General features: G+C 40.4%; 17 protein-coding genes. 1 reads left to right on the top strand and 16 read right to left on the bottom strand.

Annotation, left to right across the window (positions count from 1 at the left end; translation table 11 throughout):
• From D0T85_RS15295 to D0T85_RS15365, 15 genes are all read right to left on the bottom strand, one after another.
• Window positions 1-2,006 (bottom strand): DUF6562 domain-containing protein (locus D0T85_RS15295; protein WP_370459978.1); only part of this gene is annotated, 2,006 nt, incomplete at its 3' end.
• A 26-nt stretch (window positions 2,007-2,032) separates the two neighbouring features.
• On the bottom strand, window positions 2,033-3,100 hold the full coding sequence (locus D0T85_RS15300) for a DUF6562 domain-containing protein (protein ID WP_163214397.1): 1,068 nt from the start codon (window positions 3,098-3,100) through the stop codon (window positions 2,033-2,035).
• A 153-nt stretch (window positions 3,101-3,253) separates the two neighbouring features.
• Window positions 3,254-4,246, bottom strand: coding sequence for a DUF6562 domain-containing protein (locus D0T85_RS15305; RefSeq protein WP_163214398.1), 993 nt, complete (start codon window positions 4,244-4,246; stop codon window positions 3,254-3,256).
• Between the two features lie 104 nt (window positions 4,247-4,350).
• Window positions 4,351-7,551 carry a hypothetical protein gene (locus D0T85_RS15310; RefSeq protein ID WP_163214399.1) on the bottom strand — a complete coding sequence of 1,067 codons (3,201 nt, stop codon included), beginning with the start codon at window positions 7,549-7,551 and terminating at the stop codon, window positions 4,351-4,353.
• An 18-nt stretch (window positions 7,552-7,569) separates the two neighbouring features.
• Window positions 7,570-9,381: a hypothetical protein gene (locus D0T85_RS15315; protein ID WP_163214400.1), complete on the bottom strand. Its 1,812-nt coding sequence runs from the start codon at window positions 9,379-9,381 to the stop codon at window positions 7,570-7,572.
• A gap of 13 nt (window positions 9,382-9,394) precedes the next feature.
• Window positions 9,395-10,936 (bottom strand): hypothetical protein, encoded by a 1,542-nt coding sequence (locus D0T85_RS15320; RefSeq protein ID WP_163214401.1) that lies wholly within the window; start codon window positions 10,934-10,936, stop codon window positions 9,395-9,397.
• 96 nt (window positions 10,937-11,032) lie between these two features.
• The gene (locus tag D0T85_RS15325; RefSeq protein WP_163214402.1) at window positions 11,033-11,971 is read right to left on the bottom strand and encodes a FimB/Mfa2 family fimbrial subunit; all 939 of its coding nucleotides are present in this window, start codon (window positions 11,969-11,971) and stop codon (window positions 11,033-11,035) included.
• A 132-nt stretch (window positions 11,972-12,103) separates the two neighbouring features.
• Window positions 12,104-13,873: an Mfa1 family fimbria major subunit gene (locus D0T85_RS15330; protein WP_203558499.1), complete on the bottom strand. Its 1,770-nt coding sequence runs from the start codon at window positions 13,871-13,873 to the stop codon at window positions 12,104-12,106.
• Window positions 13,874-14,067: 194 nt separating this feature from the next.
• On the bottom strand, window positions 14,068-15,756 hold the full coding sequence (locus tag D0T85_RS15335; RefSeq protein ID WP_163214404.1) for a hypothetical protein: 1,689 nt from the start codon (window positions 15,754-15,756) through the stop codon (window positions 14,068-14,070).
• A 16-nt stretch (window positions 15,757-15,772) separates the two neighbouring features.
• Window positions 15,773-17,269: a DUF3868 domain-containing protein gene (locus tag D0T85_RS15340; RefSeq protein WP_163214405.1), complete on the bottom strand. Its 1,497-nt coding sequence runs from the start codon at window positions 17,267-17,269 to the stop codon at window positions 15,773-15,775.
• A gap of 55 nt (window positions 17,270-17,324) precedes the next feature.
• Window positions 17,325-17,936 carry a DUF3575 domain-containing protein gene (locus D0T85_RS15345; RefSeq protein ID WP_163214406.1) on the bottom strand — a complete coding sequence of 204 codons (612 nt, stop codon included), beginning with the start codon at window positions 17,934-17,936 and terminating at the stop codon, window positions 17,325-17,327.
• A gap of 1,193 nt (window positions 17,937-19,129) precedes the next feature.
• A complete protein-coding gene (locus tag D0T85_RS15350) occupies window positions 19,130-20,377 on the bottom strand; it encodes an ABC transporter permease (RefSeq protein WP_163214407.1) in 1,248 nt (415 codons plus the stop codon).
• Window positions 20,378-20,395: 18 nt separating this feature from the next.
• The gene (locus D0T85_RS15355) at window positions 20,396-21,685 is read right to left on the bottom strand and encodes an ABC transporter permease (protein ID WP_163214408.1); all 1,290 of its coding nucleotides are present in this window, start codon (window positions 21,683-21,685) and stop codon (window positions 20,396-20,398) included.
• Window positions 21,686-21,713: 28 nt separating this feature from the next.
• Window positions 21,714-22,379 (bottom strand): ABC transporter ATP-binding protein, encoded by a 666-nt coding sequence (locus tag D0T85_RS15360; protein WP_163214409.1) that lies wholly within the window; start codon window positions 22,377-22,379, stop codon window positions 21,714-21,716.
• Between the two features lie 195 nt (window positions 22,380-22,574).
• Window positions 22,575-23,822 (bottom strand): efflux RND transporter periplasmic adaptor subunit, encoded by a 1,248-nt coding sequence (locus tag D0T85_RS15365; RefSeq protein WP_163214410.1) that lies wholly within the window; start codon window positions 23,820-23,822, stop codon window positions 22,575-22,577.
• A 211-nt stretch (window positions 23,823-24,033) separates the two neighbouring features.
• Between D0T85_RS15365 and D0T85_RS15370 the strand changes: the two genes are divergently transcribed.
• Complete coding sequence (locus tag D0T85_RS15370; RefSeq protein ID WP_163214411.1) at window positions 24,034-24,693, top strand: hypothetical protein; 660 nt, start codon at window positions 24,034-24,036, stop codon at window positions 24,691-24,693.
• On the opposite strand, the gene D0T85_RS15375 is transcribed toward D0T85_RS15370, so the two are convergent.
• Window positions 24,694-25,620, bottom strand: coding sequence for a DMT family transporter (locus tag D0T85_RS15375; protein ID WP_163214412.1), 927 nt, complete (start codon window positions 25,618-25,620; stop codon window positions 24,694-24,696).
• Between the last annotated feature and the right edge of the window lie 175 nt (window positions 25,621-25,795).

Here is a 25,795-nt window from a genome sequence, read left to right on the forward strand (position 1 = left end):
AATTTACAAAATATAGCAGAATTATCGTAACCAATATACGGTGCTAAGTCATCTAATACTTCATTACCATTGTACTTGTTGGTATAAGAATAGTTGTAAGTAATATATGGGGTTTCTTCCTTGGCACCACTAGTGTTTATAATTATAAACTCCAGTTTTAGTGTTCCATCCTGAACCATTCTTGTAAACAATTTAGGAAGAGAGGTACCAGTGCCAAAATTTTCCGGAAACACTTCTATACCCGCATTAAATTGATTTGTTTTCACATCCCATAGCGTTGTTTTTAAAGTTACTTCGGGAAAAAAATCAAATTCATCCTGAACTTTTATTGGAACCTTTGGATCACTTTTTCTTGCAGAGTAAAGTACTTCTTCACCGCCTGTCCAATCAAGATTGGAACGTATCTCAAATGTATATGTTTTATTAGTAAGTGGTACTATTGCCAAATTTTCCGGAGTATAAATCAAAGGACGCCAATGGTAAAGCGTAAGTTCTCTGGGAGCTACACTAGCGTATGCTGGTAAGCTATATGTAATTTTCGATTTCCGTTGCTGGAACTGTTGCGTTGTACTATAGGATGTAATATGAGTGCTGAATTTGCCTGGAAATGCTGTATAGGTTGCATATCCTCCAGTACCACCGGCAATAAGAGTCGGTTCGGTTAAGGTGGAAGAACTTTGTTGCCCTGCATATGTACTAAATTTAAATCCGTTGTTAGCAAAAACAGCTACCGGGCTACCAGCAGACATTACCGCATCTTTAGGTTCCCATACAACAGTATATGTTTTCTCTGCATTGGTGGGTGAGAAACCATCGCGACGGCTAAGGAACTCAAGCAGGTTTATTTCCTGGTCTTGGCTATAATCGTAGTCATCGCCTTTGTAGGCGCCTTCGTAAATACGCACAAAGAACTCATTGTTTTCTATTACTTGTCCGTTTTCAAACTCATCGTCTACAATAATATCTACATTGCCTTGTGCTGTAAAGAAGTCACCCACCAACGTGGTTAGTTTATTTGCTCTAACCGGTACGTTGCTAAGTACGTTTTCGCTTAACAGAGTTTCTGATGTTTTAATGCTTGGATCACTGTAAGTTTTAAGCGTAAATGCTACAGTAGATTCGTCGGTAGCAAACAGATAGTCGAAAGCTGCAATTGTAACTTCATTGTAGGTTTTTCCGGAAATGGTGATATTGTTTTCTACCCATACAGCCGATGGTTTAATTGTTCCTTGAATAAGAGACAATTTAGTATCGGCAGCAACAGTTCCGGCAAGTGCATCGAAACCACCATAGAAATAGCTATCGCCACTTACGGTTCCGGTAGTTGTTCCTTTGGTATAAACCAAATCGGTCGATTGAATTTTCACATCCAAAAAGCCGTCAACCTTGTCGGTAGATACAATACGGAATTTACCAAAAGGACGTTTCAATGTAAAGCTTTGTGGTGTGTTCGATTCTTTCAGATTGATGTTGTGTACACCGTAGAAAGCATCGCGACTGTCAGTTGAGATAGCCGGATATGTTTTGTTTCCGGTTCCCTCGCCTATCATTTCAATGGCACGTAGCCCAATGATGCCGGTAATTTCACTCTCGTCCATGGTGGCACTGATGCCAGTGTTGGTTTTATAGTGCAAATCGGCAGTGGTACCTTCGTTTACAAAGTCGGCCCAGAAAACAAAGTTATAATCCAATGCTTGTAAGCGGGCGTTGAAAGTTACGCTGGCAGTAGCAAAATTATCGGCCACTACCTCTGTAGCCCGATAGGCCAAACGAGGAGTAGATTCCTTGGTCCAAACCTCCATTATAAAACGTAAATCGTAGTTGGCTGCATTTACATTTACAATACCGCCATCTTGCGAAGCACGTGTTTCCAGTACTTTCGGAAGGGTGGTCGAGATTGAAAAATCAACCAAACCTTCGTTTATCTGGGTGTTATCGTCTTGCTGGCATGCTGTTGCCAATAGTGCACAAAAGGCAAACAGTACCCAATTGGTATATTTTTTCATATTTATCACTTTACTGGTTAAATGCATTAATACTCTACTTCTGTTCCTTGCTCAAAGCTATCAGAAATATTGATCGTAATTTGCGTATTTTCTGAGTTCAGGTTTCCAACCACTGTAGTTAGCTTATTAAGCTGAACAGGAATTTCGGACACGTTAGAGAATCCTATTTGTGTAGCATCGGTTTTTTCGCTTGCGTGGTTATATGTTTTCACCGAGAATGCTACTGTAGATGATGCTTTGGAAGCAAACAAATAGTCGAATGCAATAACAGTGGCTTGCGAATAAGTTGTTCCACCAATCACAATGCTTTCATTTGTAGGAGTAGTTGCCATTACAGTATTAGCAGCAACCGGCAGGGTTTTTTCTGTAATTACATCGCCATCCAATACATTGAATCCGCTATAGAATGCAAGTGTACCTGCAGTTCCTTTTTTATAGGTAAAGTCGGCCGATTTGATGGTACTGCTCAAGTGACCATCGGCATCACCTACAGAAACCAAACGGAATTTACCGAAAGGACGTTTCAACTGAAGACCTGTAATTGAGCTTGTTTGTTTAAGGTTTACAGGTTGTACGGCATAGAATGCGTCGCGGGTATCATCGCAGATAGTAGGATAGCTTGTTCCCTTCAATTCAACTGCACGTAAACCAATGTTTCCAACAAATTCGCCTTTAGTACCTTCGGTTACCGATTCTAAACCAGCATTGGTTGTATAATGCAAGTCGGCAGTGGTACCTTCGTCTACAAAGTCGGCCCAGAAAGCAAAATTATACTCGGCAGCTTGTAAGCGTACGTTAAATGCAACCGGTGTAGTTGTAAAATTATCGGCTACAATTTTTGTGTCGCGATAAGCCAACTTAGGGTTGGCATCTTTGGTCCACACTTCCATGGTGTAGCGCAGGTCGTACAGACTTGCGTTCACATTGTTTGCTCCACCTGTACTTGATAGTGCACGTGTTTGTAACTCCTGAGGAATGGTTGTTTTTACTGTGAAATCTACCATACCTTGCTCATTGGCATAGTTCTCATCGTTTTGGCAAGATGCCACGCATAATGCTGCTGCTAGTAGCAGCCAATTAGTTTGTTTTTTCATTTTGTTATTTGTTTTAAAAGGGGAAGCGCATCTTCCCCGTATTAAAGATGTATCAATCGTGGGGTTGTTGCCTGGGGCTGAACTAACCTGCCACTTCGTGGCGAATGAGAACCTTTATCTACTCTATTATCTTTATCTACTTTATAACCTTTATCAAATCGGTACCACTATTTCATCATCAAATCCATCTCCTATCCCTATGCCTCCCGATGAATTTTTATTCAGGAAATCATCGGAGATAATGGTTGGTATTTCCGGTTTCATATTTACCTCCAGGTTGCTGACACTTGCAACAGGCGTTCCTTCAGGAGTGAAAATGGCAAGGCTTATTTGATAGAATGTATTATCCGAAGCAAAAATAAGGTCGGAAGCCAGAAGCGCTTCGTCATCGCTTACAGCAGTTACCGGATGGGTATAATTTACACCTGTAGTCATGTTGTTGGGTGCTTGGAGATACGTATTGTAGCCCATAGGCAGATACAGATCGTACGACACACGAGCGGTAAGTTCTTGTAAAGAGCGGGCTGCCGGTTGTTTTTGTAGATACTCGTTCAGGCCGGTGCTTTGTATACGGTAGGTTACAAAGGGAGGTTTCATGGTAACCGACAGATTTTGCGTTTCTGTTTCTCCACTGATATTGAGTTGGGCTTTACCAGCCAATGCCCACCGGGCAATGTTAAAACCAGTATATGTATTTGAAGTTACGATGCGGATATTTTGCAGATCGGAAGCATTGTAGTATTTATCGGTTTTGGTGCCCCGGGGTACAAAGTCAATCCAGCTCAATACGGTATACCGACCGGGGGATAGTGCGATTTCGTCTACTGCATATGCCCCCTCGTGTGTATAAGAATTTTGGATAGTTACCACCCGTTTAGATTTGCCTGTTAACACCGACGAACTACTTTCGGGGTATACCTCTACAATACAACGCATATCGTATGTGGCATATAGTTGTTCGAACTCGGTTAGCGATATATGTTTTCCCAGTGTTTCGTTTAAACGCAAAGATATATTTACTTTATTTGCTTTCTGTTCACCTGTTCCTGTTCCAGTACCTGGCTCATCTCCGCCTTCGGAACCTGATGAGCATGAGCAAAAAACAAAACATGTAAAGACCAACAGTTGGAATGTGATTTTATTCATAAATCAGTATTAATCAAAGGTTTAAAATTGAAAGGAGTTATCGCTTCACTAGGAGTTAAAGAAGTTTAACTCTTAGAAAAGCGATAACTCCCGAAGGAACAACATTATTTACTTGTAGTTGGCAAACCATTATCATCATACTTAAATGTCAATGCCGGGTATGAACCTTGAAGTCCATAATTAAAAACCCTCCGACAACGTGCATATGCTACCTGTTCTGGACGTACAGCTCCAGTTCCGTTTTGGTAAGGTAATGAAAAGGCTAAAACCGCATACTTATCAGTGGCTTTGGAAGAACCGTGATAGAAAGAGAAACTATAAGATATCCCCCCCCTAGCAACTTCGGTTGTTGGATCTTCGGACGACTGCGTCCAAAGGATTAAGGCATCCACATTTTTATTGGTATATTCTGGGTAATAATAGCCTGCCGGCAAAGTCCAACTATAAATGTCTTCATTACTATACCATACCTTTTTCCAATCAGCGAATTGCTCAGGTTTTGTTGCTTGATCCGGAAGATTACCATACGCTGCTCCCCAATCTACTCCAGGCATTATCCTGTTCATAAGATCGGAACTAGTAAAGTCGATACCGCTACCCGCATACATCAATGTCCATGGTTCGTATTTACAAAATGTAGTATACTTCTCCCTCTGATAGAAGTCAGCAGAATACAGTACACCTTTAGTACCATTTACAGATGCAGATGGTATTCTGTCGTCTGCTTTGATATTTTCGCTCATAAAGCAATAATAATCAGGGGTTACAGTTTTAGTTTCCAGTTTCAGATCATAAGTTTCGAAATTATACTTCTTTCCACCATGTGTTTTAACTTTTGTACGTACTCCACCACCATCAGTAGGTCCGTGTTGGGGCATTACTTCTGTTTCGCTACCACACATAAAGGGTCGCATCACATAAAAATCGTGTATATTGTATATTCCTTCCGTTTTATAGAAATTTTTATCGGCATCTTCTAATTCAAATTTACAAAATATAGCAGAATTATCGTAACCAATATACGGTGCTAAGTCATCTAATACTTCATTACCATTGTACTTGTTGGTATAAGAATAGTTGTAACTAATATATGGGGTTTCTTCCTTGGCACCACTAGTGCTTATAATTATAAACTCCAGTTTAAGTGTTCCATTCTGAACCATTCTTGTAAACAATTTAGGAAGAGAGGTACCAGTGCCAAAATTTTCCGGAAACACTTCTATACCAGCATTAAATTGATTTGTTTTCACATCCCATAGCGTTGTTTTTAAAGTTACTTCGGGAAAAATATCAAATTCATTCTGAACTTTTATTAGAACCTTTGGATCACTTTTTCTTTCAGAGTAAAATACTTCTGCACCGCCTGTCCAATCAAGATTGGAACGTATCTCAAATGTATATGTTTTATTAGTAAGTGGTACTATTGCCAAATTTTCCGGAGTATAAATCAAAGGACGCCAATGGTAAAGCGTAAGTTCTCTGGGAGCTACACTAGCGTATGCTGGTAAGCTATATGTAATTTTCGATTTCCGTTGCCGGAACTGTTGCACTATACTATAGGTTGTAATATGAGTGCTGAATTTGTCTGGAAATGCTGTATAGGTTGAATATCCTCTAGTATTAGTACTACCAGAACTGGCAATAAGAGTCGGTCCGGTTAAGGTGGAAGCACTTTGTTGCCCTGCATATGTACTAAATTTAAATCCGTTGTTAGTAAAAACAGCTACTGGGCTACCAGCAGACATTACCGCATCTTTGGGTTCCCATATAACAGTATATGTTTTCTCTGCATTGGTGGGTGAGAAACCATCACGACGGCTAAGGAACTCAAGCAGGTTTATTTCCTGTTCTTGGCTATAATCGTAGTCATCGCCTTTGTAGGCGCCTTCGTAAATACGCAAATAAGGAGTGAATGCTTTTTGTTCTATGTATATAACAATGGTTAACCTACCTACGGTAAGATGTATTTCGGCTTTACGTATATTATTTGTTGTATTCTCCTCTAACTTAATTTTTAGTGTGGTTGTATTTGAACCAGTAGGAAAGTTTCCTTTTGTTGTTGATGGTGAAATCCGTGTAAGCCAACCAGTACCGCCTACCACCTTGTCGATGGTCCATTCCTTACCACTACCAGTTTCCGGTTCAAAAGAAGAGGTTACTAAAATGTCGTAAGTACCCTCTTTCCAATCGGCTGCTATATCGGTAGCTCCCAGGTAGTATTGCCCGTTATAAACAAAGTTATTAAGTTTACTCAAATCGTACACATGGGCACGAAATCCCAAAAGGTTAGAGGGTACGGTGTAGGCTTTTTTAGCTTCGTTAATATCAACGTAACCTTTGCCTTTTACTTCGGTTATGGTTATTCCATAAAGATGGTTACGTAATATAGGTATATACTCTTTAGCCCCAAGCTTTGTAAAGTCGATAGGGTAATAATAAGGAATGGGATCGTTATTGAAAAAAGCTTTTACTACAACAAATGGGGTGTTTGTACGTTTGGGTTCGCTGTCAAATTTGGAAACAACAGAGTCTGCTTCAAAGAGATATACAGGTTGGTTTTCGCTAAAGGTAATCTTAGGATTATAAGTTTGTGAAGCAGGCAGATTAGGATTTTTAGCCGGCAAAATAGCTTTTTGATCAGCATTGTACTTCGGCTCTATTCTTCCCGACTTAGGCGAATTGTACAGGTATATTTCTTCAATAGTAAATGGATATTTATTTTTTGTTGTAAAATCCTTATCCAAACCTACTGTTAGTTTCGCATTCATGCGGGTCATACTTGCCACTATCTTATTGTCGTTAGCAGTAGGCTCTTCAACAATATCAATGGTACCTGCCGATTCCCAATACATAGGTATGGGCTTAGGGATTGTTGTTGATAAATCATCCTTATGTATTAGTTTTGTATTCGTAGCTGTAAAAATCTCCGTTTTCTTTTTGTTTAGCTCAAAAGAGCTCTTATCGAGAGCATTGGCCAGCAACACAAAATGATAAGAACCTGTTGCTATTTTTTTGGTGAATGTTATTTTACCAGCACCATCAGGGATCATGCCTGAGGTAACTACATTATGATATTCACTCAATACCCAGTCGCTACCCGATTTTTTAAACATCAGGATGTCTATATCGTTAAGCTTTGTATCGGTTGCGCGGGTTAATTCGGGTACCTGCATTTCGGGTACATTGACAGAGAATGTTATCGTTGGTGCTTCTCCGCTTCCATATTTGGGAGCGTAGGTGTCGGTACAACTCATAAAGAGTGCTACCAACAGTATGTATGGGTATAATAAGTATCGTTGTTTCATAACACGGTTATGGTTTGGTTATTTGGCTTTTCTAAACTTAAGGGTGTAGGTAAAATTGGTTTTTGTACCATCTACTATTTTAAACACTAGTTTACCCTCACCAGTACCAGTAAACGTTACAGTGACATCCTGCCCTGCAGCAGCAGTAGCTGAACTTGTAGGACTAACAGCCGTAGCAACTCCTGATGGAGTTATAGAATAGCCAAATGGGGTATCCATTTTAAATGTCAATTGATTGTTAGTCAATCCACCATCTACTTTCAATTCATTATTTGCATTGTAATTTGATGGTTTGTTTATGTAATTGCTATAGATACGGAAGTTGTGTTGGGGATCTATAGGAACGATTATCTTGTCTGGGTCTGGGTAAGGCTCAACACCAATAGTAAATTTGCCATCTGGCTTGGGTAGTTGTTCAACATGTATTGGAAGTGTTAAACGACCAGTAGTAAGATATATTATAGCTGTTCGCTTTTGGGTAGCCTTTTCGTTATTATGGGGTTTTAAAGAAATGCCCAATGTAGTTTTATAGGGTGCCGAAGCTCCTGAATAGATACCAGATATAGGAGATGTTAATGTAAACCAGCCACCATAAGGGATATCATTAGGAGGTGTATCATTTTGCTTAGGACTAGATTCGGTGGTATAAGCTCCACCACCTTCAACCGCAGTTTGATATTCTATTTTATCAATAGTCCACTCTTTCCTATAATCTGGATCAGTAGGGTCAGTGACATCTTCTGGATTAAAAGAAGAACTTACCAGAATATCGTAACTACCAGTATCCCATCCTGCTAAAATGTTAGTTGCACCCAAATAATATTGACCGTTATAAACAAAATTATTTACCCGACCAAGGTCGTACGTCAAAGTTCTGTAACCAATCATATTAAAGTTGTTCTCATCATTAGCAGGAACTGAATATGCTATTTTTGCTTCTTCTGGATTACGATATCCCGCACCCAGAACTTTCGTTATTGTTACCTCGTAAGAATGATTGCGCAAAATGGACATATAATCATTTGTTCCTCTTTTTGTAAAATCAATTGGGTAATAATAATCCACACCTGCATAAGCACATTTTACTATTAGATAAGGACCGTTAGTACGGTCAGGTTCACTTGGTGGTGTACTACCTATGGCATTGGCTTCGAATATATAAACAGGGGTACCTGCAGTTATTGCTACTTCTGTTTTAGTACTTGTGCTAGGTATATTGGTGTTACCAGAAACAGGTATCAAATTTCCCTTAGTTTGAGCATTATAAAGTTTAACTTCCTTTACATTATCAACTTTAACATTCAATTTGGCACTCATTCGGGTTAGCTTAACTGTAAAGACATTCTCCGTTGATGTTGGATTTTTTTTAATCACCTCACTAGTTCCCGATTCCCAATACATGGGTATGTTGCTGGTAAGTATTCCAGTATCACTGGATACTATTGTATTAGTTGCAAAAATAGTGGATTTTGTACTATTAAGAGTAAAATTACCAATTAAGTCTGTCGGTGTGTTAGCCACAATTACCAACTGGCATGCAGTGCTTTCTTTCAGTTTCACTGTTACAGTTACTGTTTTATTATTTGATAAATCTAACGTTTGAGTAACGGGAACATATTGTTTTAGCGTGCCTGATTCAAACACCAGAATATCTAATCTGGTTACCTGGTCGTCGATGGCACGAATCTTCTCGGGTATTTCCATTTCGGGTACCTCAATAATTAATGTAGTTCCTTCATCAACAGGATTAACGTGTTCTATTTCGTTATCACACCCAGTTAATAACAACATGGTCATCAAAATGACATATAAGAACTTTATTTTATTCATATCGGTTAATATTTTATTTTGTTTTTTGGAAATGGAATGTATACTTTAATCTGTCCAGAGAACCATCGTTGACCACAAACTCAAGCGATCCCGTATTTATTGTATTGTTAAATCCTATAGTCACATCTCTTCCTGTACCTGCGGTTACACTAGCTGGACTAACAGAAGTAACAATTCCACTCGTGGTTATACTACAATTAAATTCGGTATCTATTTTAAATTTCAGTTCAGATAAACCATCTACATTTAAGTAAGTATTCGTATTGTCGTAATTTGTAGGATCATTAATATAGTCACTGTAAACTGTGAATTTATGCTGAGGATCTATAGGGACGGTTATTTGGGGTTCATCCACATACTCAACACTTATTGTGAAAGTCACATCATATCCTTTCTTTTCTAACTCCTTAATAAACACCAAATAATGACTGTTGCGAGTAATGTATCCAGTAGGTGGATTCCCAGTCAATACTCCGTCATTAAAGTTATTCTTCAAGAATAAAGAATCGTATGCTAATGCTTCATTAGGAAAGTTACCACCAATCTTTATCTTGGTTGCTTCAGCACCATCCAACGACTCGAATACATAGATTTCCTTTTCTATTTTACGGCTGTAGTTAAAAGTTTGGTTTCCATTGTATTGCAATGTACCGTTTCCTACTTTCCATTTGTATTTATCAAAGAAATAGCCTGTTCCGGTTGGTATCCATGGCTTTTTAATATATCCTCCACGTGGGTTGTTTACAGGCAGAGTAAGATAGTCTGTACACATATTTTCGGTAAGGTACGCTACATACCCTCCTTTATACATATAACTCATCTGAATGTTTTCTTCAAACTTAAAAGTAGGATCTATTTTTGTGGCGTCGTTAAGTACATAGATATCTATTTTAGAAACCATACGGACCAAATGCAAACGATATTTACTACTACTGCTACCCTTCTCTAAATGCCCAAACTTATTATCTGCCTGGTTAGCCAACAAAGTTCCAATTTCGTATTTCTGATTATATTGTATCTTAGACAGGTCGAGTGGATCAGACTCGGCATACATAGGAATGGGTTGATCCACTGTTTGAATTATCCCTCCCGACCACCAGTCGGTAGAAGGAGTTTTTGAATACTTATATTTTTGTAGTGTGGCTGCCATTGTTTCGCCATAAACGGGAGTAGCCTTAATTCCACAAATACCCAAATTGGCAAAAACTACTAGCTTCTGGTTTTTCGCACGACGTTTAATTAAAACAGTAATGTCGGCAACTTCTTCACCAATATGGGGGTTTATGTCATCAATATAGGCAACATAATCAAAATAATATGTATTAGGATCAGCACCTAAACCTTTAGTAAAGGCCAGAACTAAGAAGTCGTTAATATATCCCCCTTCGGTCCAATTGAGACCAGCCCAACGAACAGGAATGTCAACTTCTATATCGTCATCGTCGTCAACTCCGTCGTTACTATGATCATCGTCACAACTACTCACAGCCAAAGCCATGGATAGCAGTGCAGTCCAAAGTAACAAAGAAGATATTTTAAGTAGTTTCTTTAACATAATTCTTGAATTTTGAATCTTGAATCTTGAATTTTGAATTTATGCGCTGTGGCATTTAAATAATTCAAAATTCATAATTCATAATTCATAATTATTTTAGGTTCCTAATGTATAATCGTCATAGTATACTATCCAGCCATTAACAGATACTTGAATCTGCATCAAGCCACACTCGTCGGTACCAAATGCCAACTCAATGTTGAATATATATTCGCGGGTATAATCTATTTTGTAACCGCGCTTTATTTCCAGTTCTTGTAAAAGCATAGCCAAACTATTTGAATAGATGTAGCGACTGGTTGCTTCTTCGTAAATATAGAAACGAGGTTGGCGAGTACTGGTCATACGCATGGTAGTTAGCGATGTACGAAGTTCCAAACGATCGTCGGCTATTGCAAGAGAGCTATATTGTACTTCCGGCGAGGAAGCAAAATCATTATCAAAGTAATAGTTTTTATTATTATCGTGTAGTTGAAAACGATAATGTTGTGCCCGAAAGGGATATCCTTTCATGGTAAAGTTAAAACGGTAATTATCGGGTATTAAAGGTATAACAACCACTTGGTTGCCACCTTCTTTTACTTCAAAGTCGCGGTTAATTCCATAAAACAGAAGAGTGGGTTCATCGTCGTAAATATCTTCATCGCGCGCAAATTGAAGCAACATTTCGTCCATGTGGGTGATGCCAGGTACACAAGCATCGGGATTGTTGGTATAACAATCTTTCAGGTTCATCCAGGCTACAAAAGTGTAGCGACCGGGTGCTAGTTTAGGTTCAAGATAATAATCAGGATTGATTGTACAATTAGGATCGTTAAGCCTGGTTACAAAGAACCCATCCTCATCGAAGATAAACACATCGGCTGTTTCCGAATCTTCGGGAGGGGCAATAGGGCTTGCGTCGGGAGCCAGACCGTTAACAAAACGGATGATCAGGTTTTCAACCGGATCGGGACAGTCTTCTCTATCTTCTTTTAAACAAGAGGAGAAAAGAAACAAGCTTCCCAGAAGTATAAGGCTTATATATGTACGCATTGAATTAGGGTTTTGGGGTCTGTCGTTATTCATCATACCGGAAATAATACAAGAGATTAGAAAACCTGCCGGATGAATTTCCGGAAACACCCGGCAGGTTAATTAGGGTTCTATTAAACCGTTATCAAGGGATTAATATTCAAGTTTGTAATCATCGTAATAAACAGTCCATGGAAGAACTTTGATTTCAAACTGACAATAGCCATCTTCCAAATCTATCGGCCATGGATCTTCTGGTTCTGGTACTTCAGGTGTATTGTGACCTGGACGACCAATGAATGCAGTGATAGTTGCTTTGTAGTATGTATTACGAGCTACATTATATACATTCTTCTTACCAAAGTATAGACGATAGTAACATTCACCTTTGTCATAAGTAAGAACATAAGCATTGAAATACTGATTTGCTTGACACTGTACAAGATCTGTTGCATCAGCAACGGCTTTAGTATCACCAGGTGCATCAGCTTCTGTTAAATAACTAATAGTTCTTAAATTATCTCTGTTAGCTTTAACTGCAACATGATCATAGGCTGCCTTAGATGTTTTATAATAGAAACAGTTACCATCTTTATCCTGAACCATAAAGAAAGTACCAGGAGTAGTATTTTTGTATTCTGCACTCTCTGTAGCAGGAGCTTCCTGAAAGTATCTTGGAATAAACACAGTTTTGATTGAAGCATATGTATTTGTTCCACGCATAGCAAATTCAGAGGTATTTTCCATTACATATTGAATAGTATCTCTACGTTTTGGCGCATCTGTTAGACCTGTACCAAACCCTGGATGTTTATCTTTGTATTCTTCAATGTTATGTATCTTTCTCCAATCAGCATATGTATTTGGAAAATCAAAGAAATGATAGAAATGAGTTTCATCATATGTCCACTGACCGAAAAGGGGATGTCCAGGAGCATCTTTTCTGGTTGTTGTTGCTGCATAGTAATAAGGTTCTGCAGTACTACCTGCTACCCATTCATGAGCTGGAGTATCATACACCCAACCATCTTTGGACCAGTTAGGGTCCATGTTTGAATACAAAGATGCAGGCGAGCTATTGGCCATAGCATACAATTGAGTATTTGCATTACCTACATGCCAAGTCATACCTTCTGCTTTAACTTTACCTATAGCATCAGTATCCGCTTTACTTTTAGCAACAGTTGCCCAACCGCCAGTTTTTGATTTAATGTCTTCTCTTACCTGAACTTTAGCTACCATACGTTCTACATAACAAACCGCATAGTTTTTTCCGTTAGGACCTACATCTTTTGCATCTACCTTAGCTTCAAATGTTTTATAAGTAGGAGACTTGGTGAACATAGAGAAGAAATAATCTTCTGATAGAAGTTCAACTCTTGATTTATGTGCAATGTTTTTAATACCATTTAAACCATGATTAGCAACATCACCAGCTATTTGAGGTATTAAGTTTACACCTACATAAATTTCTTTTTCACCTGACAATACAGGAAGTTTCTTAGTCTGGTAGCACAACTCGTTGTGTTCAGTCAAAAGAGGCTTTGTGGGGTCATTAGGATCCATTCTCTGCCAAGCATCAACTCCATCTACATTCAAATGGTAATAATTACCTTTTGTACTAGGATCGGTTGGGTCTGGTGGAGGTGTTATAGAACCTGTTTGCTTATCAAATACAAAGATAGAGATTGTTTTGATAGTCGATTCTTCAACAGTACCTGGAGTCTCTTTTTCATCATCTGGAGTCTCACCTGTGGCCTTACCACGAGTTGCATCATTATTTCCAAACAAGAAGTCCATCGCGAAGTAGGTCAGTTCTCCTTCTGAGGTAGTTGGTACCTCCACATTGGGATCATCACTACAACTCGCCATTCCTACTGCTAATGCAGCACTAAGAATTGCATACTTAAATTTAATTTTCATCGTTGTTTTCAAAAATTGGTTAATAAATAGTTTCAATTTAGTTGAAAGTTGAAAGTTGAAAATTGAAAGTTACCATGCGGGTTGCTATTCAATCTAAACTCCAATTTCGTTTTTTAGTTATTATTAATTAGTTATATTAATTCATTATCCACATTGGCACATTATCCACATTGGCACATTATCATATTGGCACATTAGTTCTCAATAAACCTAAACTCCTTCATCAGTGCCGCTATTTCCGGATCTTTTGGTGCACGGAAACGCTTATCCGGGTCGAGTGTAAAGGCCTGACTTAAGTGTTCGGCAGCCTGTTGCTTCTGTTTCAATCGGCGGGCAAGGATGGCAGCCAGATATTCTGTGTCGCCTGTTTTTGGCAACTGAACCACCAAGCCATAAGCTTGTTCATTGTATCCCAGGCAGGTTAATGCCAGTACTGTATTATAATCAGTAAACTCATTCAGGATACGCAGGGCAGCAGCATATTCGCGATCTCTCAAGAATTTCAGGGCTTGTGCGTAATTGCTACGTTGATCGGCAGTAAATGCTGCGTTGTTTACTAAGCTACGGTCGGCCAGTTCATCCAACGAAGAAATTACAAAAGTCAATGTGTCTGTTTCATTGAAGTGATAAACACTGCGGTCGGTAGCCAGTATTTGCCCTTTCAACGTTAAACGGAAGTTCTTTTGCCCGGCATTAACTGTGCGTACTGTAGAGTAGCGGTAGTTAAAGTTGTAGGCCGGAACAATTGTTGCACTATGTTGAGCATCTTCGCGGTAAGGATAAGGTACCATTTTCCGGAACACTGCATCCTTACGGGCCTGACGTTGTTCGTTGGCACGGATTTCCTCAGTCATCAAATAATTATCAATCAATCCCAGAGAGTCACGTGTACCAGGCATCTGTGCAGCAACATCCTCAGGTTTAAGGTTTGCCATATAGATCTGACGGTATTTTTGCGGTACGGAAGCCAGTGTAATTTCACGCTTTACCGGGGTAGAGCGACGAATGGATTCACACTTACGTTGGTACTTCTTCCACAAAGGAATGGTGTCTCCACCGGCAGCAAATTTGCGCTGGCGTTCCAATAAATATTCGCGACGGGCAGCGGCTAACTTCTGACGTTCCAGCTGTTGTGCATGGTCGTTGTACAGAGTAAACTCGTCCTCGGTGCGGTTACGCCAATCCCAATATTCGGTTACCAATGCCCATTTGGCTTGATATTCTACAAGGGCAGCAGCACGGCGCTGTTCCAGTTCCATTTCAATGCCGCCGTAATCAACAAAGGCATTGAGGTAATCGGTAGAGTCAACAATAGATGCCAGGTATTCTTCGTAGCGTTTGTAATCTTCTTCCTGCATGCGGATAAAGTTTTTACCACGCAACAGTACATCGGCAAGTTTAACAATAGAGTCACCATAAATGAGTTCGGGGGTTACGGTAATACGGTAATCGTCCGATAAGTACTCTTTTGGAATGCGAATGGCAAAGTCTAACTGAACACTACCCTCGCGGATGGGCGTGAACCGGGCTTTAGAGGTTACCGTTACTTGCGATAAAGTGTACACACGGTTGGTATCTAAAGCGGCATTTGCCAATTCATCGGCTCCAATAATGGGTAGCGGGTCTTCTTTTATTTCCTCGCTGTAGGTTACTTGCTCACCCAGTGTAACGGCGCCCCCCTGAGGTGTTACGGCGCCGTCGTTACTGGTTGCGTGAGACAGAGTAAGATCTTTTCCGGGAATCGCGTACAGTCGTTCTGTCTTAAACTGGCCTTTAGTTAGCTTATTACTGCTACCACCACAGCCAATAAGAGTCAGAAGAAATACAAAAACCGGTAGGGATAATTTTCTTCTATTTAATATATGCTTAAAAATAGTTATCATCGTTTATAATAAGGGTTTATCTGCGCAATTTTTTCTCTCTCTTTTGTGTGTCTTCACGTTTGGCAGTTAACTCTTTCAAATTCTGCTCGGCTTCGGTTACACCAGCAGCAGAAGCGCGTTGCAATAACGGTTCGGCATTGTCATATTCATCCTGAAGTAGGTAAATAACTCCCAGGTTATTCCATGCTGCAGGCACTTCGGGCGCTTTCTCTAACAAGCGGCGAGCGGTGTTAAGCTCGTTGTTACGGATCATTAAAGCAGCAGCGTTGTTGTTAGCAATGGGATCATCCGGATAATAACGGGGGATGAGTTCCATTATAATTTGTTTGTACTCAGGACTATCTTCGCCGTAGCTGGTAGCCACCTGAACCATTTCTAATTGAGAAAGGTGCTCAGGGTTTTTCTTAATTACTTCGCGAGCCTCGGCCAGGTTGTATCCACGTACAGCATAGTCTATACGGTATTCTACACGACGGAGGTCGGGATACACTTCGCGGAGTAACTTGTTGTAAGGCACACTACGGCCAATGGTTTTCAGGCGACGCTCGCGGGCGTCGGGCTCTTCACTGCTGCGAATAATGGCCAGCAGGTCGTCTTTGTAATCAATAGTGCTTTGTTCAACCAACGTAGCAAGGCCTTCCCAGTCTTCGGGAGTATGACCTACACTCATCATATTATCGGCAAAGCCGTAACGGCTACGCAGGTAGTCTTTCAAAGCCAAAGCACGGTTGTAAGCAAGTTTGTCGTTCGATTTATAACTCCCTTCGGGGGAGGCATAGCCATGTACACCCATACCACGGATGGAGATATCAGGATCGTCCATTACTTCATCAACGGCTTGGTGAATTTTGGCTAATTCGGTTGGGTTGCGGCGGAAATCAGAAAGAATAACGGATTTGCCTACTTGGAAATCAAGGAAGGCGCTTCCTTCACGGTTACGTAGCTTAACTTCGGCTACGGGATTGGTTACAGCTACAAGAGCGTTAACTGCATAAGGTTCTTTTGGAGCGGTTTCGAGGTGACTGAACAGGCTGTAAGTGTACATACGGCTTTCAGCACGACAACCGGCAAGTTCTTGTTTCAATGTAAAGCGGGCTTCTTCCATCCAGGGTTCGTAAGGAACATGAACAGAGTAAGTCATTTGCTCGGAGGTATATTTATGGGTGTTAACAATGATGTTGGGTGCTTCGTACAAAGCCAACCAGCTATCGGATACCATATTGAACCAGCGACGCTCAAGGTTGGAACGGGTTTTGCCGTTCACCTGAATGAAGGGAAATACTACAGTATGTTCATCGGTAGCAATTTCGGGTTCGAAGATCATTGTACCACAATTGGGTACTGATTTAGAGTCGATAGTAATATCAAAACTCAAGTAAAGGGTATCGCCGGATTCGCGGAACTCGCGGCCAACAAGGTGAATAGCTCCCTGATAATCCTGGGCAATTAACAGCCCAGGAATTAAGATAAAGAATAGAGAAAACAGAGAACGGTATATTGTAGAAATTTTCATTTCGAATATGTTTTAATGTTAGTAGCCAGAATAATTGTTCATTATCAATTGCTCATTACTTAATGATGTACACAAAGCTGATGCCGGCACGGGTAATGCCTAAGTAATGGCGGTCTTTGCTTTTCTCAAAGAGCCCGCAAACGGGGGCTTGGTAACGATCATAGTCGATATACAGGTAACCTACACCCAGGTTAAACTCAAGGTTCCACCGGGGAGAGAGATAAAGCTGGTATCCCCAGGAAAAGCCGGCACCGTAAAGCTGACCTTCGTAACGCTTGTCTTTCAGGGCACGTGTAGGACCGGTACCACCTATATTGAAGTAGCTATAGGTAGGATGGAAACCAAAGAAGTGACCTATAAAGCTTTCGCAGAGCCAGTAGCGAACTTCGGGTTGTACAAACACATGCTTGAATTTCTTGTTATCAGGAAAAGTCCAAGGGTTATAGCTTCCCCAGATATCGACTGTATAACGACGAGCAACACGGAATTCAAAACCGAGGTTTGGACTAAGCGTGAGATCGACTAAGCCGTTGTTCTTTAGGGCAAAATGAGCAATGGCTGGTTTCTCCATGCGAGGAATGTCGTAACGGGTATAGGTGGTTTGACTTAATATACCGCTGAACGGCAGAAGGGCAAACAAGGTAATCAGAAACAATCTTCCAATCATACATAATAAGTATTAAACTGTAAATTCTAAAACAGTTCGTAAAACAATTAGTTAATTCATATCAAAGTTCAATCACCCCTACTCTCTCTTTTAGTTGCAAAGGGACAATGATTTATTAAAATCGTAGAATAATTTTCGATTAAATGCAGAGCCATGTTCACTCTTGGTAAACCGGAGTGTACAGCACATATCTTCCATATATAAATAACAGAAACAAAGAAGATAAATAGTATAAAAGGGCTTTAGGTTTTGCATCGCATCGAAAAAAATTCAGTCGTTGTAAATACACGCCCATTACATAAAATGAGCATCATTTGTGATACAAAACTATAACTTTTGGAGATATTGTGCAACTATGGACACTTCTTTAACTTTATTAACCATGTAACCATGAGGTACAGTTACATTACAAAGCAGTCAAATAAGCCACATTATTATATATATAAGAAAAACAGGACTAAAATATGATACAAAAATTGTTCACGAAGATTGCAAACATTAACTATCGTTAACTATACATTCTATAATATTCAGTCTTTGATGCGAATTAGGAATCAAACAATATTATCAATTTGAACTATTTAGCAATGAGTAGATATAGAATTTACAACTAATATCACATTAGGCAAGCTTTTTTAGGTTATTATACTTTGCGAAACTCTGCGTACTCCGCGGTTAAAAAAGAGTAACTTAACAGCCCTACCCCTGTACCTTGTGGGCAAAACTGTTAAGCTCTATCAATTGCCGTCTGCTTTAGCTGACGGTTGTTAGAAAGATTTCTTTCTTGGCTTTAGCCAAATTAAATCACTTTGGCTAAAGCCCAAACTGCTATACTTTTTAGACCGTCAGCTAAAGCAGACGGCAATTGATACAACACAGGATACCCACAAGGGGTATCCCTACAGAGATTCGATTGAAAATTTTTTCCAACCAACAGTATATTGTTTACTTATTTCGTGCCTGCTAAAAAGCATCAAATGTAAAGAATTGCCTCATGCAACCCTTGTTATACGCGCTACAGGGGCTATTTTAGTGCCTAATTTCAAAATGCTGCATTTTGCATTGACGAAATGCTGCATTTCGTTTAATCAAAATGCTGCATTTCGAAAGAGTGAAATGCTGCATTTCGAAATGACGATTTGCAGCATAAAGAAAATGTAATTATTTGCGGATGAGTAAAAACTTACATTACGCTATTCATCGCGAAGAGCTTCGGCAGGTTCTATTTGCATGGCTTGCTGTGCCGGATACCATATACCCAGTACAATCATCAGTGCCATTAAAGCCAGAGTGATAAGTGCACCTATTATAAAGCGTGTAACTGTAAAAGCATGTGGCCAAGTATTTACCACCTCCAGAACACTCAGGTTGATGCAAATAATTGCAGCTGGTATAAAAGCCAATAGTAGTAACAGTATCCCTTCGTTCATCAGGCGTTTCCAAAGGCCAGAGCGGGTACTGCCCAAGGCCATGCGCAACCCTATCTCGGAACGACGTTGCTGGGTACGGAACCAAAAAGTACCGATAATACCCAAGAAGATGTTCAACAGCAAGAAGGCCATCATCCACATACGGGTTTTAACGGTGTTTGTCATATCGGCCAAACTGTGCCGACGAACATCTTTAAACGATTCAACTTTGCTGATAAACAGATTGCCAATACTGAATTGTGCATCGCTTATTTCCATCAGGCGGGCAGGAAAATCAGTAGTACCGGGGTGTACACGCAAACTGATTTCGTACCAGCTGGCATCGTTCATCTCGGCAATAGATTCTTCTTTAATTTCCCAAGCCACAAACTGATCGTTGTAGTTGGGCCAAAAATCGTTGTAACGCACCTTCTCACTAACGGCCCCCACACGATAGATAGTGGCTGAATCGTCTACATTAAAAAACACGCTGTTAAGTAAAGACATATCAGCCAAAGGAGTAAATTGCATCAAATTGACACTTGCTACTGCTTCGCCTCTTTTTAAAGCTTCTACCAATGGTTCGTAACCTTTACCGTCGGTGCTTTGATAACGAAACACCCGGAAAAAGTCGGGCGTAACCAACCGGCGAAGTGGGTATACCACTGTGCTATCGATACGCCAGCCGGTACCACTGTTACTGCCGCAGTAGGGAGTGGCGTTATTCGACAATGCCACAGCCTCTACCTCGGGCAGGTGCCGCAAACGTTCAACCATATCAAGCATATCTTGTCCACCAGTTTGGGTAGCATTTTCTGGAGACACATAACCATCGGCCTTATCGGTTTTCCGGTAAACAGTTACTCTATATGTATCGGTTATATCGAACCCTACCGGTTCATAATAGGTTATGCAGGTAGTATAACCCCAATCTACCACATACCACAGTGCAACGAACACGATGAGCAACTCGGCCCACAACCAGCCATTGGCGCGCCGTTCGTTCCATATTTGTTTGAGTTGTTGTTTCATTGTTTAATTTTTGAATGTTTATCTTTCGTTCAATGAGTCGGTAATATCTCTTCGTGAAGTTCGCCAGGCAGGAATACCGGCACTGAGCAGGTTCAAGAGCAAACAAAACAGGAAGGCCAAAGCAAAAACCGATGGCGACAACAGGAAGGTTGCACTAACCGTATTCTCGCCTGATTGAAAAGCTGAGAAGTAATTTGAGAACAGCATATCACTCATCAACAGTGCTGCTATATATGACAAGCCCAAACCTACAATACCTCCTAACAGCGAATAAAGCAGGTTTTCCGAAAGTATCTGTACCACCAACTCGTTTCGGGTAGCACCAAAGGCTTTGCGCAATCCTATTTCGCTCAGCCGGCGACGCATACGCGACAAGGTGAGGCCCGAAAGATTTACCGCCGGCACCAAAAGTAACACTAAAATGGTAATGATGTACATTTTCACCATCTCCGAAGCCACTGAGTAATTATTGGCTGAGGTGTGATGGGCATCAACAAAATACTCGGCGGGCATACCGCGAAAGAGCAGATTGAATCGTTCCAGGTTTTGTTCGTAAGCCAATCGTCGCCGTTCTACTTCTTCTTTAATGGCTGGAAAGTCTGCTTTGGAACGAGCCAATATGGCAACTTGTAAATTACCCATGATACCGGCTTCGTCCCACGAATCTTCGAGCATACCGGTGCTCGACAACGGTATCCATATTTGCGAATAGGCTTTGGCAGCTAGCATCGAAACATCAGCAACCACCCCGCTTACGGTATACTCGGCATGGTTGATCAGAAAGGTACGACCAACGGCATTGGTGGTGCCAAACAACGTACGAGCCACGCCTGCCGAGATTACGGCACGAGTAAGACCCGATTCGAAATCGGCTGTATCATAAGGCTTGCCATCAAGAAATCTAAATTCGAATACCTGCCAAAAGGCATCGTCGGTTTGCAATACATCGGCGCTCACTTTATCGGTTGATGCAGGCATAGAGGCAAGTGCAGTTTGCGGAAACACGGTAAAACCGGTAGTGGTTTCGGCCGACTCCAAATCTTTGAATACCTCGCGAACGGTTTTCCACGAGATAGGACCATTAGACATCCAGTTGAGATTTTCTTTGTATTGAATTCCCATCCAACGCATAGCCAGCATGCGGTCACGGTGGGTTTCGGGCTCCATATTGGCTATATCGGCCCGAATGGTGATAACCATAACCATTATCATGGCTATTGCCAAAGCTGTTCCGGTTATGGAAATAATACTCAGAAGCTTATTTTCTTTCAGCAAATAGATTGCTTGTTTAAAGTATTGTGAGAACATAATATTTACGATTTAGAATGCTATAACTCTACTTCACTTGTCTACCATCGAAGAAGCGTATTGTGCGGCTGGTTTGTTTGGCCTGTTCTTCATTATGGGTTACCATAACAATGGTGCGGCCATCTTCTTTATTCAGTTTATGAAGCAACTCCATAACTTCGCCACCCATTTTTGAATCGAGGTTACCGGTAGGCTCATCGGCAAGGAGTATTTGCGGATTGCCAACAATGGCACGGGCAATGGCTACACGCTGACACTGACCACCACTTAACTGAGTTGGGAAGTGACGCATACGGTGACTTAAGCCTACACGTTCGAGCATTTCTTTTGCCAAACGCTTGCGTTCAGCCGATGGTGTACGACGGTATAGTAAAGGTAACTCTACATTATCGAGTACATTTAATGAGTTTATAAGGTGGAACGACTGAAATACAAAACCCAGCGTTTCGTTACGGAAAGCTGCTAGTTGTTTATCTTTCATGTTGCTCACTTCCGTATTGTTTATTTCTATTGTACCTGTGCTTGGCGAATCGAGCAAACCAATAAGATTAAGCAATGTTGATTTACCGCATCCCGAAGGTCCCATAATTGAAAGAAACTCACCACGGCCTACATGCAGATTTACATTTTCGAGCGCCATAGTTTCGATTTCGCTAGTACGATAGATTTTAGAGAGATTTGTTAAAGTAATCATAGTTTGAATTATTTAATGTGATAATGTGCTAATATGCCAATGTGCCAATGTGAATAATGTGCCAATGTGCCAATGTGCCAATGTGCTAATGTGAATAATGTGCCAATATGCCAATGTGGATAATATGCTAATATATTAATGTAGATGCGCAGCCAATTAGCACATTGGCATATTGGCATATTTGCACATTATCCATTATTTCACCTTCAACTTATTTTTATTTTTATAAGAGGTCATATCCGAGACAATCACCTTATCGCCCGGTTTTAAACCTGCTGTTACTTCTACATATTCAAAGTTTGAGTCGCCCAGTTGTACTTTGCGTTTCACTATTTCATTTTCGCCATTCATTACCCATAGGTCGTATTCGCCACGGCCCACATAGTAAGAAGCATTTTTAATTCTCATTACATCTTCCTTTACAGCATTCATTACATATACATCAGTTTTAAGACCAGAGCGCAAGCGGCGGTTGCTATCATCGTCAAGCTGAATGCTGAAAGAAATTACTCCATTCTTTGAAAGAGGGGTTACACTGGAAATAATTCCATCTAACTTGTCACTACCTATTTTAACTACTGCGCGACCTCCTGCCGATACACGATCACCATAAGCATCGGCTATTTCGCCATCTACCTTAAAGTGGCTCAGGTCCGAAATGATGGCTACCTGTGTTCCCTGTGGCACTTGTGCTCCCACCTGATTGTTTACATAGGTAAGAATAGCTTTGCGAGGCGAACGGATTTGTGCATCATCCAGTGTACGTTTCATCTCGGCCAGTGATTTACGGAAGATGTTGAACTCAAGTTCCTGTACTTTCATTTCGGCCTGGCGTACTTCTTTTTCGTTTTGGTATTGTTGTTTCAACTGTTCGAGTTCAAGCTGTGCTACGTTTACACTAAGCTCCGCCTGACGAACTTTATCGGTAGTTCCTGCTCCCAGACTATCCAGATATTGTTCGTTGCGGAGTTCTACTTTCATGCGGCTTAGCTTCATATCCGAAACTTTAATCTGCATGGCCATGTCGTTTAGCTTAGTCTGGTTGTTAACTTTTAGCTGATCGAGTTTATAACCGCGCATTTGTTCCTCGTCCAGTAGCTTTTTATATTCGGTTTCGGTGCTCTGTAAATCTAGTTTCAGGATTGGGGTTCCCACATTTACAGAGTCTCCTCCTTTACGGTAAACTTCAACAATACGGCTGTTAATGGGTGAGTTTATTATCTCTTCAAAAGCAGGTACTACCCTACCCGATGCACTTACACTTACTTCGATTGTGCCTTTATCAACTTCGGATAGTACGATGTCTTTTTTTTGAACTCCGGCACGCATAAATGATACCAGAAGGCTGATAACTACAATGCAACCTACACCAATTGCCGAATACTTAATAATTTTCTTGTTACGTTCTTTTTGTCGAACTTCTTTGGGAATAACTCTGTCCATTATATTGAATTTTAATTTTATAAGTTTAAGACGTACTCTACTAGTCAAAGGCTGTGCCAAACCCGTAAACTACTAATACACAACATATAATCTCCGATTACAGGTGTTCGATTCTGAACAGTTTGTTCAGAATTGCAAGTACCAGCCACACCTATTTGCATCAATAGGTTATTTTATTTAATTTTGCATTACAAACTAAACTTTATTTTATATGCGACGAATTATTCTACTATCAATTATCTTATTCTCTGCTTTCTCCACTTTTGCGCAAACCCGTGAAAAGAGATTTTCTCTGATACCCGGTATTTTTTGTAATAGCAACTTCCTGAGTGAAGATGTTACTGGATTCGGAGGTGTTTTAGGGTTGGAATACATGAAACACAAAGAGCATTTCTTTAGTATCGAACTCAGAACAAAATATGGATATTATGTTTTCGATGATGGTACAAAGTGGAAGAATGATGGTGAAGGAGGCTTTGATCCTCCAAAGAACCCCGGTGAAGCACGAGTGGAATACGGCTTGTTCAGTCCGCAGGTGGGAGTAGTACCTAAGTTTTATCTGCATTTAGAAGATTTATCCCTGTTTCTGGAAAATGAATTTATTACCGGATTGATAACCGGTAAGGTTAAATATCAGGGATATGAAAAGAAGATTCGTATATCGGAACCTATATTTAGCTACAACATTGGTGTAGGAGCCATATTTAAGATCAGTAAAAACAGTAATAGTTCATTTGCTGCATCTATTGGATACTCTACCTTGAATTTACGAAGCAAGATAAGGAGGAACCAACCACTAAACCATCCGTTCAAGATACCGGATCAGGATGCTATAGTTATGATTAATTTAGTGTTTAAAGTTCCGTTATGATTATTTCCTCTTCCGAATCCTTGGAAACAGTTTTCTGAAATGTACCAGATACACTTTCACATTACTGCCGGCAATAATAAGTGTTACTGCCAGAATAATAAGTACAATACCCGAAACAATACGTACTGTTAATTCTTCGCCAAACACTACCACTCCAAAGAACACAGCCGTTACTGGTTCTAACGCACCAAGTATTGCCGTTGGTGTAGAACCAATATATTGAATAGCGGCTGTGGTACAGAGAAACGATATTGCTGTGGGGAAAACAGCCAGTGCCAGCAAGTTAAACCACAGATACCATTTATCAGGTATTAGTAAACTTGTACAGAAATCTACACGCACAAAAAACAAGGAAAGACCGAATAAAAGTACATAAAAAGTAATTTTTAGTGTAGCAACATCTTTCAGCATCGGACGGTTTACCCCAACAATATATATGGCGTATGATAATGCCGAAGCCATTACCAACAGCGTTCCTGTTACACTTAATGTAGAACCATCGCCTCCCTTGAAAAGCAGGCTGATGCCTCCTAATGCCATCAGAATACATAATACGGTTAATGTGGTTACTTTCTCGCGGAAAAAGGCCGCCATAAGCAATGCTACCATGATGGGGTAAACAAATAATAAGGTGGATGCTATTCCCGCTTCCATAAATTTATAACTCAGGAAAAGGGTTAGCGAAGAAAGGGCAACCAGAATCCCCAAAGCCATTAGTGGAAAAATCTCCTTTTTCTTTAATTTAAAGCTGCGTCCGCGCGCCTTTATCATAATTCCCAAAATGGGAATGGCGAAAAGATAACGGAAAAACAATACCGAATCCGGATTCATCCCTTCCTTATACAAGGGTAGTGCGAACAATGGGTTCATTCCGTAGGTGGCTGCAGCTATGGCTGCCAGTATGTATCCTTTTGCTTTTCCGTTCATATACGTTTAGAGTCTTGATAAATGGATGCAAAAATACAATCTTTTTCGTTAGCTGTTCTTTTTTTAACCGCAGAGTTTCGCGGATTAACGCGGAGTTTTTAATTAAGAATGGAAGGAGTTATCGCTTCGCTAGGAGTTAAAGGAGTTAAAGCTGTAGATGCTCTGAGGTATCTTA

The organism is Bacteroides sp. 519, from assembly GCF_010500955.1.
Classification (GTDB): Bacteria; Bacteroidota; Bacteroidia; order Bacteroidales; family Bacteroidaceae; genus Bacteroides.

What these genes read in the sequence shown, in the direction of transcription:
- D0T85_RS15300 (WP_163214397.1), bottom strand. Translation starts at nt 3,100, where the DNA reads ATGAAAAAACAAACTAATTGGCTGCTACTAGCAGCAGCATTATGCGTG.
- D0T85_RS15305 (WP_163214398.1), bottom strand. Translation starts at nt 4,246, where the DNA reads ATGAATAAAATCACATTCCAACTGTTGGTCTTTACATGTTTTGTTTTT.
- D0T85_RS15310 (WP_163214399.1), bottom strand. Translation starts at nt 7,551, where the DNA reads ATGAAACAACGATACTTATTATACCCATACATACTGTTGGTAGCACTC.
- D0T85_RS15315 (WP_163214400.1), bottom strand. Translation starts at nt 9,381, where the DNA reads ATGAATAAAATAAAGTTCTTATATGTCATTTTGATGACCATGTTGTTA.
- D0T85_RS15320 (WP_163214401.1), bottom strand. Translation starts at nt 10,936, where the DNA reads ATGTTAAAGAAACTACTTAAAATATCTTCTTTGTTACTTTGGACTGCA.
- D0T85_RS15325 (WP_163214402.1), bottom strand. Translation starts at nt 11,971, where the DNA reads ATGCGTACATATATAAGCCTTATACTTCTGGGAAGCTTGTTTCTTTTC.
- D0T85_RS15330 (WP_203558499.1), bottom strand. Translation starts at nt 13,873, where the DNA reads ATGAAAATTAAATTTAAGTATGCAATTCTTAGTGCTGCATTAGCAGTA.
- D0T85_RS15335 (WP_163214404.1), bottom strand. Translation starts at nt 15,756, where the DNA reads ATGATAACTATTTTTAAGCATATATTAAATAGAAGAAAATTATCCCTA.
- D0T85_RS15340 (WP_163214405.1), bottom strand. Translation starts at nt 17,269, where the DNA reads ATGAAAATTTCTACAATATACCGTTCTCTGTTTTCTCTATTCTTTATC.
- D0T85_RS15345 (WP_163214406.1), bottom strand. Translation starts at nt 17,936, where the DNA reads ATGATTGGAAGATTGTTTCTGATTACCTTGTTTGCCCTTCTGCCGTTC.
- D0T85_RS15350 (WP_163214407.1), bottom strand. Translation starts at nt 20,377, where the DNA reads ATGAAACAACAACTCAAACAAATATGGAACGAACGGCGCGCCAATGGC.
- D0T85_RS15355 (WP_163214408.1), bottom strand. Translation starts at nt 21,685, where the DNA reads ATGTTCTCACAATACTTTAAACAAGCAATCTATTTGCTGAAAGAAAAT.
- D0T85_RS15360 (WP_163214409.1), bottom strand. Translation starts at nt 22,379, where the DNA reads ATGATTACTTTAACAAATCTCTCTAAAATCTATCGTACTAGCGAAATC.
- D0T85_RS15365 (WP_163214410.1), bottom strand. Translation starts at nt 23,822, where the DNA reads ATGGACAGAGTTATTCCCAAAGAAGTTCGACAAAAAGAACGTAACAAG.
- D0T85_RS15370 (WP_163214411.1), top strand. Translation starts at nt 24,034, where the DNA reads ATGCGACGAATTATTCTACTATCAATTATCTTATTCTCTGCTTTCTCC.
- D0T85_RS15375 (WP_163214412.1), bottom strand. Translation starts at nt 25,620, where the DNA reads ATGAACGGAAAAGCAAAAGGATACATACTGGCAGCCATAGCTGCAGCC.